Origin of the sequence: Aureibaculum koreense (genome assembly GCF_034296135.1) — a bacterium.
GTDB lineage: Bacteria > Bacteroidota > Bacteroidia > Flavobacteriales > Flavobacteriaceae > Aureibaculum.
In genome coordinates this window covers 44,536-62,774 of record NZ_JAXKVV010000018.1, presented here as the reverse complement: position 1 = coordinate 62,774, position 18,239 = coordinate 44,536, and the positions used below count along the sequence as shown (strand labels likewise).

At 32.9% G+C, this 18,239-nt stretch carries 17 protein-coding genes; 10 read left to right on the top strand and 7 right to left on the bottom strand.

The features are described 5' to 3' along the window. The 3 genes from UMM65_RS13640 to UMM65_RS13630 form a co-directional block, all read right to left on the bottom strand. Window positions 1–282, bottom strand: a 282-nt coding sequence (locus tag UMM65_RS13640) for a twin-arginine translocation signal domain-containing protein (RefSeq protein WP_321977279.1), incomplete at its 3' end; no start/stop codon positions are given. 704 nt (window positions 283–986) lie between these two features. Then, complete coding sequence (locus UMM65_RS13635) at window positions 987–3,485, bottom strand: DUF5686 family protein (RefSeq protein ID WP_321977277.1); 2,499 nt, start codon at window positions 3,483–3,485, stop codon at window positions 987–989. A gap of 80 nt (window positions 3,486–3,565) precedes the next feature. Further along, window positions 3,566–4,546, bottom strand: a complete 981-nt coding sequence (locus UMM65_RS13630) for a pyruvate dehydrogenase complex E1 component subunit beta (RefSeq protein ID WP_321977276.1) — start codon at window positions 4,544–4,546, stop codon at window positions 3,566–3,568. 140 nt (window positions 4,547–4,686) lie between these two features. Between UMM65_RS13630 and UMM65_RS13625 the strand changes: the two genes are divergently transcribed. The 5 genes from UMM65_RS13625 to UMM65_RS13605 all read left to right on the top strand — a co-directional run bounded on the left by UMM65_RS13625 (window position 4,687) and on the right by UMM65_RS13605 (window position 10,276). Then, entirely contained in the window at window positions 4,687–5,433 is a 747-nt protein-coding gene (locus UMM65_RS13625) for an electron transfer flavoprotein subunit beta/FixA family protein (protein ID WP_321977275.1), read from the top strand. Between the two features lie 315 nt (window positions 5,434–5,748). Then, a complete protein-coding gene (locus UMM65_RS13620; protein WP_321977274.1) occupies window positions 5,749–6,717 on the top strand; it encodes an electron transfer flavoprotein subunit alpha/FixB family protein in 969 nt (322 codons plus the stop codon). Window positions 6,718–6,801: 84 nt separating this feature from the next. Further along, window positions 6,802–7,404, top strand: coding sequence for a bifunctional nuclease family protein (locus tag UMM65_RS13615; protein ID WP_321977273.1), 603 nt, complete (start codon window positions 6,802–6,804; stop codon window positions 7,402–7,404). 438 nt (window positions 7,405–7,842) lie between these two features. Beyond that, complete coding sequence (locus UMM65_RS13610; RefSeq protein ID WP_321977282.1) at window positions 7,843–9,207, top strand: NupC/NupG family nucleoside CNT transporter; 1,365 nt, start codon at window positions 7,843–7,845, stop codon at window positions 9,205–9,207. Window positions 9,208–9,421: 214 nt separating this feature from the next. Beyond that, the gene (locus UMM65_RS13605; RefSeq protein WP_321977272.1) at window positions 9,422–10,276 is read left to right on the top strand and encodes a thymidylate synthase; all 855 of its coding nucleotides are present in this window, start codon (window positions 9,422–9,424) and stop codon (window positions 10,274–10,276) included. Between the two features lie 79 nt (window positions 10,277–10,355). On the opposite strand, the gene UMM65_RS13600 is transcribed toward UMM65_RS13605, so the two are convergent. Next, window positions 10,356–10,655 (bottom strand): isoamylase early set domain-containing protein, encoded by a 300-nt coding sequence (locus tag UMM65_RS13600; protein ID WP_321977271.1) that lies wholly within the window; start codon window positions 10,653–10,655, stop codon window positions 10,356–10,358. Between the two features lie 312 nt (window positions 10,656–10,967). Here UMM65_RS13600 and UMM65_RS13595 point away from each other — a divergent pair, with 312 nt between their 5' ends. Genes UMM65_RS13595 through UMM65_RS13585 form a run of 3 tightly spaced genes read left to right on the top strand, consistent with a single transcriptional unit; the run spans window position 10,968 to window position 12,851 of the window. Then, the gene (locus UMM65_RS13595; RefSeq protein ID WP_321977270.1) at window positions 10,968–11,159 is read left to right on the top strand and encodes a hypothetical protein; all 192 of its coding nucleotides are present in this window, start codon (window positions 10,968–10,970) and stop codon (window positions 11,157–11,159) included. A 9-nt stretch (window positions 11,160–11,168) separates the two neighbouring features. Then, window positions 11,169–11,978 (top strand): energy transducer TonB, encoded by an 810-nt coding sequence (locus UMM65_RS13590; protein ID WP_321977269.1) that lies wholly within the window; start codon window positions 11,169–11,171, stop codon window positions 11,976–11,978. Between the two features lie 6 nt (window positions 11,979–11,984). After that, window positions 11,985–12,851 (top strand): dihydrofolate reductase, encoded by an 867-nt coding sequence (locus UMM65_RS13585; RefSeq protein ID WP_321977268.1) that lies wholly within the window; start codon window positions 11,985–11,987, stop codon window positions 12,849–12,851. 76 nt (window positions 12,852–12,927) lie between these two features. Here UMM65_RS13585 and UMM65_RS13580 read toward each other — a convergent pair whose 3' ends face one another. Next, window positions 12,928–13,515 carry a hypothetical protein gene (locus tag UMM65_RS13580; protein ID WP_321977267.1) on the bottom strand — a complete coding sequence of 196 codons (588 nt, stop codon included), beginning with the start codon at window positions 13,513–13,515 and terminating at the stop codon, window positions 12,928–12,930. 190 nt (window positions 13,516–13,705) lie between these two features. On the opposite strand from UMM65_RS13580, the gene UMM65_RS13575 reads away from it, so the two are divergent. Further along, window positions 13,706–14,596 carry an AraC family transcriptional regulator gene (locus UMM65_RS13575; protein ID WP_321977266.1) on the top strand — a complete coding sequence of 297 codons (891 nt, stop codon included), beginning with the start codon at window positions 13,706–13,708 and terminating at the stop codon, window positions 14,594–14,596. A 62-nt stretch (window positions 14,597–14,658) separates the two neighbouring features. On the opposite strand, the gene sppA is transcribed toward UMM65_RS13575, so the two are convergent. Next, complete coding sequence (sppA, locus tag UMM65_RS13570) at window positions 14,659–16,431, bottom strand: signal peptide peptidase SppA (RefSeq protein ID WP_321977265.1); 1,773 nt, start codon at window positions 16,429–16,431, stop codon at window positions 14,659–14,661. Window positions 16,432–16,587: 156 nt separating this feature from the next. Between sppA and folK the strand changes: the two genes are divergently transcribed. Continuing rightward, window positions 16,588–17,733 carry a 2-amino-4-hydroxy-6-hydroxymethyldihydropteridine diphosphokinase gene (gene folK / locus UMM65_RS13565; protein WP_321977263.1) on the top strand — a complete coding sequence of 382 codons (1,146 nt, stop codon included), beginning with the start codon at window positions 16,588–16,590 and terminating at the stop codon, window positions 17,731–17,733. A 112-nt stretch (window positions 17,734–17,845) separates the two neighbouring features. On the opposite strand, the gene gldC is transcribed toward folK, so the two are convergent. Further along, the gene (gene gldC, locus UMM65_RS13560) at window positions 17,846–18,181 is read right to left on the bottom strand and encodes a gliding motility protein GldC (protein WP_321977281.1); all 336 of its coding nucleotides are present in this window, start codon (window positions 18,179–18,181) and stop codon (window positions 17,846–17,848) included. Window positions 18,182–18,239 lie beyond the last annotated feature (58 nt).

Sequence of the window (18,239 nt, the reverse complement as noted above, 5' to 3'; positions counted from 1 at the left end):
ATCGTTCTTGCCAAAAACCTGGGCTTTCGGGAAATTTTTGTCGCTGATATGCTTTTCCGCTATTTTAATCCTTGCAGGGTCTATGTCGCAAATGGCCGAGATTATAACATCCTCCCTATTCAACAGGTTTGTCAGGTGGTTGGTACCTCTTAGCCCTACCCCTATCAAAGCAACCTTTAGCTTCTCCCTCTTATTACTAAAACCATAGGTTAAGTTTGGCATTACCGAAATGCCCGCCCCTACTATAGCTGACTTCTTAATAAAATTTCTTCTTGAGTTCATAAAAAATGAATTAAGCACAATGTTGACATTGTTTTAAGTTATCAAAGTTCGAAATTAGATTTATTGGAAAGGTGGAAAAATCATGCAATTTTTCGTAATTTTCAGTCATTCTATATTTTCAATCAAACCGTTTTATTGATTTTTGTCAAACTTCTATTTTAATATGTTAACCGTAATTATTAATAATGAACAACTATTTTAATTGATTTGAACGTGAAAATATAATAAACTAAGTCGACTTGCATCATAAGATTATTTTAGATTCAAAAAACATGAAGTGTATCATTTTTGGTTATCTGAATTTTAAAATACGATATAATTATAAGAAAGGGTTTTTGAAAAATTAATAATAACAATTTTTCAATTAAAATCTAGAATAGATTGTTATCGAACTTTGTCTACAAATCATGAAGTATTAGAAATTCTCACAGCAAATAGAGATAATGACTTAAGATGAACTATTTTAACAGATTAATTTTTTTTCATCAGAAAATGTAGGTTCATCTTTTTTAATTAACTTTAATAACTAGAGTTTATTATTAATAAAATGCAACCATACTATCTATTTAAGGTAGTACAATTATTGTAAGCTTTAATTTTTAAAGCGTAAAAAAGAGACTCACAAAATGGAAATCGATAGTTTTTTAAAAAATTATCAATTGGAAGATATTGGTTGAATTTTAGTTGTTCAGCTAAATTCAACATTAAAAATAAAATCCAAACCCACCTTTTATGGCAAATTTAGTAGCTCCAGGGATATCCATATAATTACCTCGAAAAACAAAGTCAATTCTAATAAATTTGAAAATATTATCAATGCCCACAAAGTATTCGTAATATGGCTTTGTTGGAATGTACAAATTATCGTTAAGCCTACGATCTATAAGAAATGGACTTGTAATAATGTTTTCGTGCGACAAGTTACCTATAACCGCTCTTGCTCCAACAATCTCACGCCATTTTAATTTTCGCATCAACGGAATTCTTGATAAGATTCTTCCATTAAAATTATGCTCTAAATGTAATGCCGCATAACGATCGGTTACAAAGTCGTAATAATTTAAAAGCTCAAAAGTTCTTGGCACGCTAAAAATTGCTTGATTACCTGGAACTACGTCTAACATGGTCAAAGGTACGTTTCCAAAAGTTTTACCAGCTTCCAAAAAATATTTTAACTTTCCGAAACCACCCATTAATATTCGATGTCTATAGTAAAGCTGAAGCTTGTCATAATTAAAATCGCTGTCTAAAAACCCTTTTAAGCCTTTAGTGTAGCTCAAATAAACTGTTGGATAACGGCCGCCGTTACTAACACTTCTTTCAACACCATAGCCTACCGTTTTGCGACCAGGAGTATAAGTTATGGCGGCATCAAGTTCTGTTTGTCTTATAATGGGTTGTGTAGCCCCATTCTGATCAAAATAACTGATATTAAATAAATCAGGTGCGGCAGATTTCATTGTTTTATAAGTAGCTCCCAATCTAAAGTTTAGATTTTTTACAGGTTCAACATCAATAGCAAAATTCGATAAATTAATATCGGTCAATCTAAAATTTTCACCTCTGGCGAAGAATGAAGAGGATGCAAAACTTCTGCTCAACACATCGTTTGATGTAGTTAAACTTACCCCTGTTTGCTCAATATCCCGGCGGGTTCCGGCTGATAATATTATTCTTTTTCGCTTATCTACCAACCATTTTCCAGATATACCGTACTTGAATTTATCATCCTTAAAACCGTAGGCCGTATAACCTTCTATACGCCAAATATCGTTTTGAGTAAAATAAGTTCTTCCCCCTGCTCTAACCCTAAATCCTTCAACATCATTACTACCAAAAGATGAAAATAACGGACCATAATCAAACCCTTCAAAAATTTGCCAGTATCCTGTTGCTAACGTTGCTCCTATATTGTAAAGCTGCTTAAACCTTCGCACAGTTTTTAGGGTGTCTAGCATTTTATAAATACCGACTTCATCATCGTTCAGTTTTTCCATTCGGTTTTCATGCCAAAATTCGTCGGGCTTATTGTAAATTTCTTCTTCGTAAGCAAAAACTTTTGGTTTGTAAACATCATCATCACGTTCTTTTTCAAATTCATAATTATTGAACAATGTAGTTCGCCTTCCATAAACTCCTTTGGATTTATCCTTATTGGTAAATGCAAAATCAGACATCATGTGGTCTCGCCGTAGCAGGAAAACAGAATCGTTCAATACATCAAACTCTTGTTCTACATAAATTTCCTTTACCCAGTTTATATTGGCACTTCGTGTCGCATTCATTTCAATTTCCTGAATAGCAAAAGTGGTATCGTTCACCCAAAAATCGCCCTTAAAGGTAAGTTCATTTTTTCGTCTGGGATAAAACACAATATTATAGCACCACTTATTACCAAGATAAGCACTATCTGCCAACACATAATTATATACCGAAACACCAGTTCTCGAAAGCGGACTAGTAAAACTTTTGTCAAAAAATTTGAGATAATTGTCGTAAATGTTATAATCCACATACAATTGCTTTACAAATTCTATTAATTCTTGGTTGCTATCAAAACCCGAATTTTTATTGGCAATCAACTCTTCATTGGATTTTTTTGTGGGCTCGTTTTTACCGTAAACTTTATACAACGCTTCATTGATAAAAATGGGTAAATATGGTTTTCCCGTTATATTGGAAGTATCAACTTTTTCAAAGACAAACTCCATACCTTTAAAAAGTCGCCTTTTTTTGAATTTTTCATCAATATTATTAAGGTCAAACTCTATTTTTTCGTATTTATCGTACTCATATTGTTTATAGAGACTTAATCCGTTTTGACGTTTTTTAGCCCATATTTTTTTTAATATTTCAACAGCGGGATTCCCTTTTTTCTTTGTTTTTCCTGAATAGACCATAACTTCATCTAAAGCTGCGGTATCCTCTTTCAGTACAATTTTAAGGTCAAAATTTCTCGCTTTAAGCGGAATTGTTTTTGTTTCAAACCCTAAAAAAGAAATAATCAGTTCATTGTAGGTGTTTTCAGATTCTATATAGAATTTTCCATTTTCGTCAGAAACACCGCCTTCGGTAGAGCCTTTAAAAATAATATTGGCAAAAGGTATGGGTTCACCTTGTTCGTCGACAATATTTCCACCTACTTTAACTTGCGAAAAAGCAAAAGATGTTAAGAATAAAAATAATATGATTGGATATTTCAATATTGGTAATTTAGAGTTATTGTAAAAAAACCTTTTACAAACAAGTTGCAAAAGGCTTGATTATTACAATTTTAATGCCATTATTTTACGTACATGACAGATTTAACGGCTTTTACCACATCATTTGCGTTAGGCAACCACTCTTCCAACAGCACAGGAGAGTATGCTGCAGGTGTATCAGCAGTAGTAATTCTTTGTATTGGAGCGTCTAAAAAGTCAAAAATTTGCTCTTGAACTTGATAGGTAATTTCTGATGAAACACTGGCAAATGGCCATGCTTCTTCTAAAATCACCAATCTATTGGTTTTCTTTACAGATTTAAATATAGCATCAAAATCCAGAGGTCTTACAGTACGTAAATCGATAATCTCAACAGAAATGTCTTCTTTTTCTAAAATTTCGGATGCCTTATAGGCTTCTTTGATAATTTTTCCGAATGAAACGATAGTAACGTCAGTTCCTTTCTGTTTAATTTCAGCAACGCCAATCGGTAAAATATATTCACCATCAGGTACTTCACCTTTATCACCATACATTTGCTCAGATTCCATAAAAATTACAGGATCATCATCACGGATAGCCGCTTTAAGCAGTCCTTTTGCATCATATGGGTTTGATGGCACAATTACCTTTAGACCTGGCGTATTTGCAAACCAATTTTCAAATGCTTGAGAATGTGTTGCACCTAATTGACCTGCAGAACCTGTAGGTCCTCTAAAAACTATTGGGCAATTAAACTGACCACCTGACATTTGGCGGATTTTTGCCGCATTATTTATAATTTGATCAATTCCAACCAAAGAAAAGTTAAATGTCATATACTCAACAATAGGTCGGTTACCGTTCATGGCAGAACCAATAGCTATACCGGCAAAACCCAGCTCAGCAATCGGTGTATCAATAACACGTTTGGCTCCAAACTCATCTAACATTCCTTTTGAAGCTTTATAAGCTCCATTATACTCAGCCACCTCTTCACCCATTAAATATATGGATTCATCTCTACGCATTTCTTCGCTCATCGCTTCGCAAATGGCTTCTCTAAATTGAATTGTTCTCATTATGCTAAATTTTAATCCCTGCAAAAATAGAAAATTAAGGCTAGTTTATTCGTTTATGTTTTAAATATTTTACTATGCACGCATAGTAAATTGAAAAAAAAGTAGTAACTTCGCCTTAAATAATTAAAATAGTTTTAAATATGAAAATATTAGTGTGTATAAGTCATGTTCCCGACACCACTTCAAAGATAAATTTTACGGATGGCGACTCTAAATTTGACACCAACGGTGTTCAGTTTGTTATTAATCCTTACGACGAATTTGTATTGACCAGGGCTATGTGGTTTAAAGAAAAGCAAGGTGCATCTGTAACAGTTGTAAACGTGGGTAATGCCACAACAGAACCTACTTTACGCAAAGCTTTGGCAATTGGTGCAGACGAAGCTATACGTGTAAACACAGAGGCTACGGATGGTTATTTTGTTGCTAAACAATTGGCAGATGTTGCCAAAAATGGCAATTATGATTTGATCCTTGCTGGAAGGGAATCTATTGATTATAATGGCGGAATGGTACCTGGAATGTTAGCGGGACTATTGGATTACAATTTTATAAATGCCTGTATTAGTCTAGAAGTTGAAGGCAACAATGTAACAGCGGTCAGAGAAATTGATGGTGGCAAGGAAACAATGAGTACAACTTTACCACTGGTAATTAGTGGTCAAAAAGGAGTTGTAGAAGAAAAAGATTTGCGAATACCGAACATGAGAGGTATTATGATGGCCAGAAAAAAACCCTTAAACGTTGTGGAACCTGTTTCTTTTGAAGCCACAACACAATCAAAAAGTTTTGAAAAACCAGAAGCCAAAGGAGCGGTAAAATTAATTGATGCGGATAATGTTGGCGAATTGGTTGATTTATTGCATAATGAAGCAAAGGTAATTTAAGTACGAGGTTGGAGGTAAGAGAAAAAAGTTTATGAGTTTAAAAAATTTAGTTAAGTGTTTGGAGTTAAAGAGAATTAACGAATAACGATTGCTGATTAACGATTTTTGAATTTTTTAAAAATGAACAAATAACCTAAAAAACGGTCAACTCTTTTCAAGGACGTGCATCAAAAAAAGTACTATACAGTTTAACGACAATACTCGCAAAGTAATCTTAGACTGAAATAAAAAGTAAAGTATTAAAAATCATAGTTAATTATTAGCAGTAAAATGTTTCGGGTTGTCCATGAATCTAATGTCTAAAATCTAAAAAATATGTCTGTATTAGTTTACGCAGAATCCTCTGAAGGAAAATTTAAAAAAATCGCTTTTGAAGCGGTTTCTTATGGTAAAAAAGTTGCCGAACAATTAGAAACCGGTTTAAGTGTTGTTACTATAAATGCTGACGATGTTTCAACTTTGTCAGATTATGGAGCAGAAAAAATAATTAAAGTAAATAATGACAAACTAAAACCATTTAATGCTAAGGCCTACGCCGATGTGCTGAAACAAGTAGCTGAAAAAGAAAGTGTGGATATTCTTGTTATTGACTCAAGTAATAACGGATTATATCTAGCACCATTGTTGGCAATAAATTTGGAAGCAGGTTATGCTTCCAATGTTGTTGAAGCCCCAAGTTCAACCTCGCCGTTTACGGTAAAACGCAAAGCATTTTCAAATAAAGCCTTTAACAACACCGAAATAAAAACAGATAAAAAAGTTATTGGATTGGCTAAAAATTCGTTTGGCCTCGTAGAAAATAAAGTAAGCAGTAGCGAAGAAGATTTTACGCCCAATCTCACAGAAGGCGATTTCAATATCACTTCCGAATCCGTTGATAGAGCCAAAGGTCAAGTTACCATAGCAGATGCCGACATTGTGGTTTCTGGCGGTAGGGGATTAAAAGGGCCTGAAAACTGGGGAATGATTGAAGAGCTAGCTGATGTATTAGGGGCTGCCACCGCATGTTCAAAACCTGTTTCCGATATGGGATGGAGGCCACATAGCGAACATGTTGGGCAAACCGGTAAGCCAGTTGCCGCTAATTTATATATTGCGGTGGGCATTTCTGGTGCCATTCAACATTTAGCAGGGGTCAATTCCTCAAAGGTAAAAGTAGTAATCAATAACGACCCTGAAGCACCGTTTTTTAAAGCGGCCGATTACGGTATTGTTGGCGATGCTTTTGATGTTGTACCAAAATTAATAGAAAAGTTAAAAGAATTTAAGGCTCAAAACGCATAATTTTAGTAAATTGTGCCTCTTAAAGGCTGTCTAATTTTTGGGCATAAACCCTTTAACTAGACAGTTTTTTATATATTTATATTTATGAGTTTAGTCCGCCTTAACATAAAAGGTATTTCATACAGTCAAACACAAAGTGGAGCTTATGCATTGGTTTTAAGCGAAGTAGATGGTGAACGCACCTTACCAATTATTATTGGTGCATTTGAAGCACAATCTATTGCCATAGCGTTGGAAAAAGAAATAAAACCGCCGAGACCACTTACGCACGATTTGTTTAAAACATTCTCTGACCGATTTCACATAAAAGTAAAACAAGTAATTATCCATAAATTAGTCGATGGAGTTTTCTATTCGAGTTTAATTTGTGAACGTGATAAAATTGAAGAGATAATAGATGCCAGAACTTCTGATGCCATTGCTTTGGCTACACGCTTTAACGCTCCAATTTTCACTTACGAAAATATTTTGGACAAAGCTGGCATCTTCTTAAAAATTAAGGAAGAACCCAAATTAACCCAAGCAAAAATAGAAGTTGAAGAAATGGCAATAGAACTTGCCGAAGAATCTTCACTAAAAGATATTTCTTTAAAAGAATTGAACAAGCAATTGGAAGAAGCAGTTACTAATGAAGATTATGAGCTGGCAGCAAAGTTGAGAGATGAGATTTCCAAACGTAAAAAATAGCTATCAAACCCTCACAATCTTATGACAAAGAATTTTGTTGTCTTTATTTTAGCTTTTTTAAGTTTCTACATCACATTGTCTGGTCAGGAAACTAAGACAGATTCAATTTCAATTACTACAATCAAAAACAATAAATCTGAAGAAGTTAGCATTATAAAATATTGGCAACTATCTCGTCATGTCGAATATGAAAAATACCCCGATAGTATAAAATCAATTATAGATTTTACAAAAGGTAAAGAGTTTTTAGCTCTAAATGAAAACGGCGAATATGCCGCTACACTTAATAATAGTTTTTATAAAGGTTTTTGGTTACAGAACAATAGCTTACTGGTTTTTAAGCAAAAAGTTCCGGTAAACGTTGATGTTTATTATCAAATTATAGAAATTTCTGAGAATCAATTAACTTTAAAGAATGGAAATAAGGTTTTTACATTTATTTCAGTTACACATGCTAATTTTGTTACTGAAGAGGTTTCAGAAGATACCATAATTGAGAGCCAGGGATTTTCTATAAACTCTTTACTTAGGGGTCTACTGGGAATTATAGTATTGATCGGTATTGCGTTTCTTTTCAGTTCAAACCGAAAGGCTATCAATTGGAAAACCGTAGCTCTGGGCTTAGCTTTTCAATTGATAATAGCTATTGGCGTATTGAAAGTGCCATTTATTAAAAAGGGGTTTGAAATAATCGGTCAATTATTCGTTAACATACTTGATTATACCAGATCTGGTAGTGAGTTTTTATTTAGTGGAATTATAGATATTAATTCGTATGGTTTCATTTTTGCTTTTCAAGTACTACCAACCATTATATTCTTTTCTGCACTAACTTCGGTATTATTTTATTTAGGTATTATTCAAAAGATTGTAAAATTCCTAGCATTACTTCTAACAAAATCACTAAAAATTTCAGGAGCGGAAAGTCTTTCCGTAACGGGAAATATTTTTCTTGGTCAGACGGAAGCACCACTCTTAATTAAGGCGTATTTAGAAAAAATGAACAAGTCCGAAATTCTTTTGGTTATGATTGGGGGTATGGCAACCGTTGCAGGAGCGGTTCTTGCAGCTTACATTGGTTTTTTGGGTGGTGATGACGAAGCGATGCGATTAATGTACGCCAAACACTTGTTAGCTGCATCTGTAATGGCAGCACCAGGTGCTATTGTAATTTCAAAAATTCTATTGCCACAAACTGAATATATAAATACTGATGTTTCGGTATCTCAAGAAAAAATCGGAGCCAATCTTTTAGATGCTATTGCCAATGGCACCACAGAAGGACTAAAACTAGCTGTAAACGTTGGGGCGATGCTTTTGGTTTTTGTAGCATTTATTGCCATGATTAACGGTATTTTTGGTTGGTTTGGCGATATTACTTCATTAAACAATTGGATGGCAGCAAATACGCCTTATCCTAAATTTTCTTTGGAAGCAGTTTTAGGGACGATTTTTGCTCCTTTAATGTGGCTAATAGGGGTTGCCAAAGAAGATATGATGCTCATGGGACAGCTCCTAGGCATTAAGTTGGCTGCGAGTGAATTTGTTGGCTATATACAATTGGCCGATTTAAAAAATGTGGCCAATGCAACCCATTTGAATTATCAAAAATCTATTATAATGGCGACCTATATGCTTTGTGGTTTTGCCAACTTTGCTTCTATTGGAATTCAAATTGGCGGTATTGGCTCTTTAGCTCCCGGACAACGAAAAACCTTATCGGAATTTGGCATGAAAGCCTTAATTGGAGGTTCAATTGCTTCATTGATTTCCGCTACTATTGCCGGAATGATAATTGGGTAAAAGCCCCTCCCCAGCCCTCCCCGAAAGGAGATCAAGTAAATTAGGAGTGAAATTATAATTCGCTTAAGCCTTTAAGAGGTTTATAAACTACTGGTATTATAAGTTGATAACTATTGGTTAAATATTGGATTTTAACTTATTAAAAATTGATCAATTTTTATACTTTTACAAAGTAACTAGTTTCTTCCCTTCGGGAAGACGGAAGATGGGCTATATGAAACAATACCACGACTTGGTAAAACACGTTTTAGCAAACGGAAATGAAAAAAACGACCGAACGGGCACAGGCACAAAAAGTGTTTTTGGCCATCAAATGAGATTTGATTTGAGTGAAGGTTTCCCAATGGTAACTACTAAAAAATTGCACCTCAAATCCATTATTTATGAATTACTTTGGTTTATAAACGGAGATACCAACATTAAGTATTTACAGGAAAATGGCGTGCGTATTTGGAATGCCTGGGCAGATGAAAATGGCGACTTAGGGCCTGTTTATGGCCATCAATGGCGAAACTGGAACAGTGACGAAATCGATCAACTGACCGATGTAATCGAAACTTTGAAAAAAAATCCCGACAGTAGGAGGATGTTAATTTCCGCATGGAACCCTTCGGTTTTACCTGACACTTCAAAATCTTTTAGTGAAAACGTTGCCAGCGGCAAAGCTGCATTGCCCCCTTGCCATGCTTTTTTTCAGTTTTATGTAAGTCCCCCAGCCCCCTCGGGGGGAGCAAAAGCCAAGCCGAAACTTTCTTTACAATTATACCAGCGTAGTGCTGATATTTTCTTAGGTGTACCTTTTAATATTGCTTCTTATGCTCTGTTTACAATGATGATTGCTCAGGTTTGTGGTTATGAGCCCGGAGAATTTATCCATACTTTTGGTGATGCCCATATTTACAGCAATCACATTGAACAATTAGAATTACAATTGTCCAGAGAATTGAGACCTTTGCCAAAAATGAAAATAAATCCTGAAGTAAAAAGTATTTTCGATTTTAAATTCGACGATTTTGAATTGTTAAATTACAATCCACACCCACATATAAAAGGGGCGGTTGCCGTCTGATTTTTAATATGTAAAAAGAAATCCCAAATACGATTTAATCGCATTTGGGATTTTTTAAATTTAGTGTTGTTCGGTTATACTATAATTCTAAAACTGCATTTTCAGTTCCAGCAAATTCGTTATAAGCATAGCTATCTGCTTGCTCATCGTTTTTATACTCACCATCAACTAAATATCTGAATTGGTAAGCTTGGTCTTTTTCTAAATCGATAGTTCCTTTGAAGTTACCGTTTTTTAATTTTTTCAACTCATACTTTTTTGCAGGTTTCCAGTTGTTAAAATCTCCAACAACCGCAACTTTTTTTGCTTCAGTTTCTGCAACAGTAAATGTAACTTTACAAACTGGTTTTGTTTTTAAATAATTCTTAGTAATTGCCATAATTTCTGTGTTTTAAAATTTTGTGCAAAAGTATATAAGATTTTTCATATTTCATAGCTAATCTATTGATAATTAAGTAGATTTAACAATAATTTAATTTTGAACATCAAAAAAAAGAAAACTTCAAAATTCTGTGTTAAATATTGTATGATTATTATTTTTAAAATCATTTTTTTGAATAAAATTTGTAATTTTATTGGTAATTTAGAGGCTACATTCTTATTATCTGAGCGTATATAACTTATATATTTGATAAATAAGCGATTAGATTTTTATAGAACTGAAGAATATTATAAATTAAAAAATAAAAACATGAGAAAAGAAAATTTAAAGAAAGATTTGATTGAAAGAATTAATCAGATTGAAGATGAAAACAAGCTGAACGCCATTCAGACTATTTTAAACACTTTGGAAAGTGAGCATATTGAATTTGACAATAAGCACAATGCCTTGGAGCCCGAAGATTTTTCGGGTTATATTAAGGAATGGTTGAAAAGCATGTAATTTCAAGATATGATTAAATATTTTCTAATTATATTTTGTGCTTTTAGTACATTTTTTGTGTTTTCACAAGAAAAGGAAAAAGACACAACAAATAATGAAACTATATCATTTGCAATTATCGAAGATGCTCCTATTTTTCCCGGTTGCGAGAAATTGGATAAAAAACTTCAAAAAACATGCCTTCAAAATCAGATTCAAAAACATGTAGCCAAAAATTTCAACACAAAATTGGCTAATGAAGTTGGGCTTGAACCTGGGAAAACTAGAATGTATGTAATTTTTCAGATTGCATCTGATGGTATTGTTAAAGATGTTAGAGCCAGTGGGGAACATGAAATTTTAGAAAAAGAAGGTATTCGAGTTATTAGTTCTTTACCAAAAATGACCCCTGGTTTGCACAAAGGCAAACCGGTTGGTGTAAATTATTCTTTGCCCATTGTTTTGATGGTAGCAAAAAAGATGGAAGATGAAATTACAGACAAAGTTAATATTCAATATATCTCAGAAAACGTACAAAAAATAATTGAAAAAGGTGAATCAACTTTAGTTAACGAGGCAACTTATGAGAAGATTAAAAAATTAGGTTATAAACCTAAGGATAAGATAAAAGTGATTACAGTATTTTCTATAGATAGTGAAGGCTATATAAAAGACGTTAGAGCTAGAGGGCCACATAAAATTTTTGAAGATGAGGCTATTAGAATTGTAAAACAATTACCAAAAATGAGTTTTGATGGAACGAATAAAGCTGGAGCTGATAATAAATTCACTTTACCAATTACCATTATTATAGAAAAACCTAAAAAAGAAAAGAAATAAAATTTAATGGAAAAAGAACAACACGAACTCTACGAAAAAGCCCGTAAAAGGGTAAAGCAAAAAAAGAGATTATATTACCATTTTATTATCTTTTTAATTGGTTCGCTTTTTTTAATTGTGCTAAATACTTTTTTTAACGTGGGTCAAGAAAAGTATGGTGAGTGGTTTAAATATGCCGTAGCTTTATGGCTTTTGATCTGGATTTTTCATTTTATAAATGTTTTTATAACCAACAAGTTTTTTGGTAAGGAATGGGAACGCATAGAAACCGAGAAACTGATCAAAAAACATAATATGAAATCAGAGAAGTTAGAAAAAAAAATAATTAAATCGGGTGTGCTAACTTCCATCGACGAGCCATTGAGCTCTACAAAAAAAAAAATAACTAAAAATTCTGTTACGATAATTGCCGCTATCGGAAAACATCGTGAACTGGGCAAAAACAATAAGTTACTTTGGCACCTGCCCAACGACCTGAAACGTTTTAAAAAAATTACTTCTGGTCACGATGTTATAATGGGCAGAAAAACTTATGAATCTTTAGGCGGTCCACTGCCCAGTAGAACCAATATTATAATCAGCAGAAATAGAAATTATATGGCTCCGCTTTGTACTGTGGTACACTCATTGGAAGATGCTTTAATCGCATCTGAAGATCCAGACCCCTATATTTTAGGTGGTGCACAAATTTATACCGAGGCCATTAAAATTGCTGATAAACTAGACCTTACTTTGGTTGATGCTTCTTTTGATGCAGATGCTTTTTTCCCTGAGATCAATAATAAAATCTGGAAAGAAACAAGTCGTGAAAAGCACTATGCTGACGAAAAGCACGATTACGATTATAGTTTTGTAACTTTTAAGAGGAAATAAAAAAAGACTGCCTTTTCAGACAGTCTCCACTAACTTAACTAACATAAATATTATGAATTAAATTCAATAATCTCTTTTAAATCTTAACATTCTCTACAAATGTTCTTTTATCATTATTAAAAACAATTCTATAATTACCTTTCAAACTTGTGGTAAAATCATATACTTTGTTTAAAATTTGTTTATTTTCAATATTTTCGCTGTAAATTAAATCTCCGTTTTCATAGTAAAATTTTACATTAAGTGGCTTATTATTTAAGAATACACTATGTATTTTTACTATACCGTCTTTAGCGATAACGGTAGGTTTAAATATAATAGATTCTTTTTCTTTATCGAAAACAACCTGATTATTATTAACTTTAAATGGTATAATCTTTATTTCAAAAGTTTTGTCCAGTTCAAAAAGATAATTACCGTTTGGTAAGGCGGTTAAATTAAATTCCTTAGAATACTCTCCCGCTTTTTCAATTATTTCTTTGTAGAGAATTAACCCATTAAAGTCCTTAATAGTTAAGACCGAGCCTTCAGTTACATTTTTAAAGGCTAAATGAGTAATTTCGTCCTTATTTTTTTCGATAGTGTGTGCAAATTCATTTGCATAACTAAACATAGTGGCGAACATTAACACTATTACTAAACTTTTTCTAATTACGTTTTTCATGTTTTTATTTTTTAGAATTAATAACGGTACAAATGTATGGGGCATTATAGTCCTAAAAAACATCCATTTTAATCTATTTCTGTGCTAAATTATCAATATAATAAGATTAACAAATTGTATAGGTTAATATAGCATATAAAAATGTTAAACATCCATAGATATTATAACTTATAACTTGTAATTTTGTGTTATGGAAAAGTTGAAAACATTAAATAAAAAACCAACGCTGGAAAAAATAAGCCCAGGCTTCGGTAGCTCCATATTGGTAAAGCAGCACACTAAAAAAATAAATAATAAAAATTTAGCTTATTGGCATTTTCATCCTGAAATTGAACTCGTTTATGTAGATAAAGGAAAGGGAAAACGTCATATAGGTAATCATTTATCCTATTTTAACAATAGTCAACTCATATTAATTGGTTCAAACTTGCCCCATAATGGTTTTGCAGACAGGCTTACAACAAGAGGCACTGAAACTATTGTACAATTTAAACCTGATTTTTTGGGTAGTGCCTTTTTTGAGGCTCCAGAAATGAACGCTATTACCAATTTGTTGGAAAAAGCAAAAAAGGGACTACTATATAAGCCTGACACAAAACAAGTTGTAGGTCCTAAAATTCAAAATTTAATTGAGTTAAAAGGGTTTGAAAGAATCTCCATGTTACTAGAAATCTTAAACGATTTAGCTAAAGCAGAAGATTACACCATATTAAACGTTAATGGTTTTGCCTTTGAAACCGAACGTCAGGATAGTGCTAAAATTGATATAATATATAAACATATCAACAAAAATTTTCAAAGGCCAATACCATTGGAAGAAATTGCAGATATAGTTAGTATGACTGTGCCCGCGTTTTGTAGATATTTCAAAAAAGCTACCGGAAAAACATTTACAAAATTGGTAAATGAATATCGTGTAGTACATGCCACCAAATTATTGACAGAAAGTCAATTAAGCATTTCGGATATTTGTTTTGAATGCGGTTTTAACAACTTTTCTCATTTTAATAAATTGTTTAATGAGTTTACCGGTAAAAGTGCTTCAAAATATAGAGGGGAAGTAAAACGATTTATGCAGTAGTATAACACTTGGTTACTAAAAACAGTATTTAGTAACCAAGTGATTGATCCATAAGATGATCTCTACTTTATTTTCAATTCAAAAGGCATCCTAGCTTGTACACCTTTTAAGTTAGCAAAATATTTTATGTTTTTGTAAATTTGATAATTCTCTATACCCAATTCTTCTTTAAGAACACTTTCTTTACTAGCTTTTATAAATGAAATTGGGTTGAAAGCATCCTTAAAATCGGTTTTATAACGCGGATAGTTGGTTATGCCATAATCAGATATTTCTGCCAATTCTGCAGCTCTACCTACAGCATCATCAAGATTCCCCAATTTATCGACCAAACCATTTTCCAGGGCCTCAACACCAGACCAAACCCTGCCTTGTGCAATACTATCAACTTCTGCTTCTGTCATATTTCTGCCATCAGCAACGCGACTTACAAAAGTTTTATAAATACCTTCTACTCCTTCTTTTGCTACATTGTAAAAACTTTCGGTCATTGGTTCAAAAGGACTATATGCAAATGAATTTTTATTGGTGCCTACTTGTTCTGCATTGATGCCTATATCTTCAGTTAATTTGCTGAAATTAGGTATAATTCCAAAAACACCAATTGAGCCAGTAATGGTTGTGGGTTCTGCAAAAATTTCATCCGCATTACAGGCAATATAGTATCCACCTGAAGCTGCATAATTACCCATGGAAACTACCAATGGTTTTTCTTTTTTTGTCAATTCCAGTTCCCTCCAAATTATATCAGATGCCAAAGCACTGCCACCTGGAGAATTTACACGTAAAACAATTGCTTTTATTTTATCATCTTCCCTGGTTTTTTTAAGTGCTTCAATAATCTTTTCTTGACCAATAACATCTAAACTACCTTCACCATACATAATTTCCCCTTGAGCATATATCACTGCTATTTTATCGGAAGCAGTTGACTTTATTCTGCCTTTTCCCGTAGAAATATAATCAGCAATGGTAACTTTACTCAATTCTTTATCTTGTTCAATGCCCGACAAGGACTTTAGTTTATCATTATATTCGTCATGAAATAATTGACCATCGATCATGTTCTTTTTAATTGCCATTTCTGGGGTTCTTGCAGATAAACTATCGGCAATAGTATTAATCTCCTCAGCCGTTTTCTTTTTACTTTCAGCAATGTCGGTAACCATTTCATCCCAAATTGAATTTAAAAAGGAGGAAATCTGTATTCTGTTGGCATCGCTCATATTATTGGCTAAAAAAGGCTCAACGGCACTTTTATATTTACCATGCCGGATAACTTCCATTTTAACGCCTGATTTTTCCTGCAAATCTTTATAATACAATATTTCGGTTGATAAGCCCCTAAAATCAATCTCACCAACAGGATTTACAAAAACAGAGTCCGCTACAGAACTTAAATAGAAATTATCTTGTAAATAAAAATCAGCATAAGCCATTATAAATTTTCCAGACTCCTTAAAATTAACCAGTTTATCTCGTATCGCTTGTGTTTGAGCTTTTCCGGCATTTACAAATAATGTGTTAATACTTATCCCTTTTATATTGTCATCGGTTTTAGCATTTTCAATGGCATTTAAAATTTCTTGCAACCCTAAAACACCTTCATCCATATCAAAAATTTCGGCAAATGGGTCATCGCTTTTGGGTGCATAATCTTTTATTAGACTTTCTAGATTTAATTCTAGTACGGTATTGTTTTTAACCGATACTTTTTTATCATCGCTAAATGATGACGCTGATACCGATATGAATATCATCAAAACCACAAACATAATAGTCATGGCAATAAATACTCCCAATATTGCCGCCAATAATTCTCTTAAAAATTTCATCTTTCCTTTAATATTTAGTTGGGCCTAGCACCCATTTTTCTTTTAATATAAGTCTGTCATTAATTTAAAATGTTACAGAACCTTTTAAAATGTTTATAAATTGAACGGCAAAGATAATCTTTTATGTAATGATTTTATTTTCTTTGTAACACTTTAATGAAAATACAACGAACCACATATTTATCATTGGGAAGTAACTTGGGCAATCCGCTGGAAAATTTACAGAAGGGTATTAATTTAATTGCTCAAAATGTAGGTAACATAACCAAAATTTCTTCTGTTTACAAAACAGCTTCGTGGGGATTTGAAAGTAAGGATTTTTTAAATATATGCATTGAAGTTTCTAGTCATTTGAATCCAGAAAATTTACTGGACAAAGTTTTAAAGATTGAAACGGATTTAGGAAGAAAAAGAGACGACAATAAAGAGTATAAAGCACGAACCATTGACATTGATGTACTACTTTTTGACGATGAAGTTATTTTTTACAATCCCGATAGCTATCGGGATTTGACAGTTCCACATCCGCGGATGTTGGAGCGGAAGTTTGTATTGGTTCCCCTGGCGGAAATTGCACCACAAATTAAACATCCTGTTGCCAAAGAAACAATAGGAAAATGTTTAAAAAATTGCGAGGATAATTTAGAAATTGAAAAGACCGATTTAAAATTAAATAGACCTATTTCCATTATTGAAAAATATAACTATATAGCTATTGAAGGTAATATAGGTGCAGGAAAAACAACATTGGCAAAAATGATTGGTGATGATTTTAACGCTAAATTGGTATTGGAACGTTTTGCAGACAACCCTTTTTTGCCAAAGTATTACGAAGACATGGAGCGTTACGCTTTTCCATTGGAAATGAGTTTTTTAGCGGATAGGTACCAACAACTTTCTGATGATTTGGCTCAATTTGACTTATTCAAAAGCTTTATTGTTTCCGACTATTATATTTTTAAGTCATTAATTTTTGCTCAAGTATCCTTATCTGAAGAAGAGTACAAATTATACAGACGTATTTTTGATGTATTATATAAAGAAATTACAAAACCTGATTTGTATGTTTATCTCTATCAAAATACCGAAAGTTTATTGGAAAATATTAAAAAGAGAGGAAGAGATTACGAGCAAAATATAAAACCAGAATATTTAGAGCAAATCCACCAGGGTTATGTTAATTTTATTAAGACAGAAAAAGGTTTAAATACCTTAGTTATTGATGTTTCTGAGTTTGATTTTGAAAAGAATAAGAGTGATTACAAGAAGGTTATTGGTATAATTAATAAAAGCACTTCTTAAATCCTTGCCAAATGGATGAACCACCTCACAATAATATCTATATTATAAAAATAAAACTCAGTCAAGCTATTTTAGGATGTGGCACTCTTAACTCATAACTCCGAACTCATAACTACTTTTCCAACAATTCCAATTTCTCGGCAAAATATTCACAAAAATCTCGCATGGTAGCGGTCATTTTCTCATCATTTGTGGCACGTAAAAAAGTGTCGGACATGGAAAGTAAAGTTTGATGGAAAAAATGCTGCATTTCGTTAAGCGGCATATCTTTTGTCCATAAATCCATTTTTAGAGTTTCCTTCTTTTTATCGTCCCACACGGAGATTAAAACTGCTTTTGTCGATTCATTTTCAATACCGCCATCTTTGGCATCCCATTTTAATTTTTCTGGGATTTTATTTTCGTCCAGTTCTACGGTAAATTTTATTTCGGAAGTTTTCATGGTCATTGGTCTGTGGTCGTTGGTCTGTGGTCGTTGGCGTTCATAATAAAGACGCAATCATTAT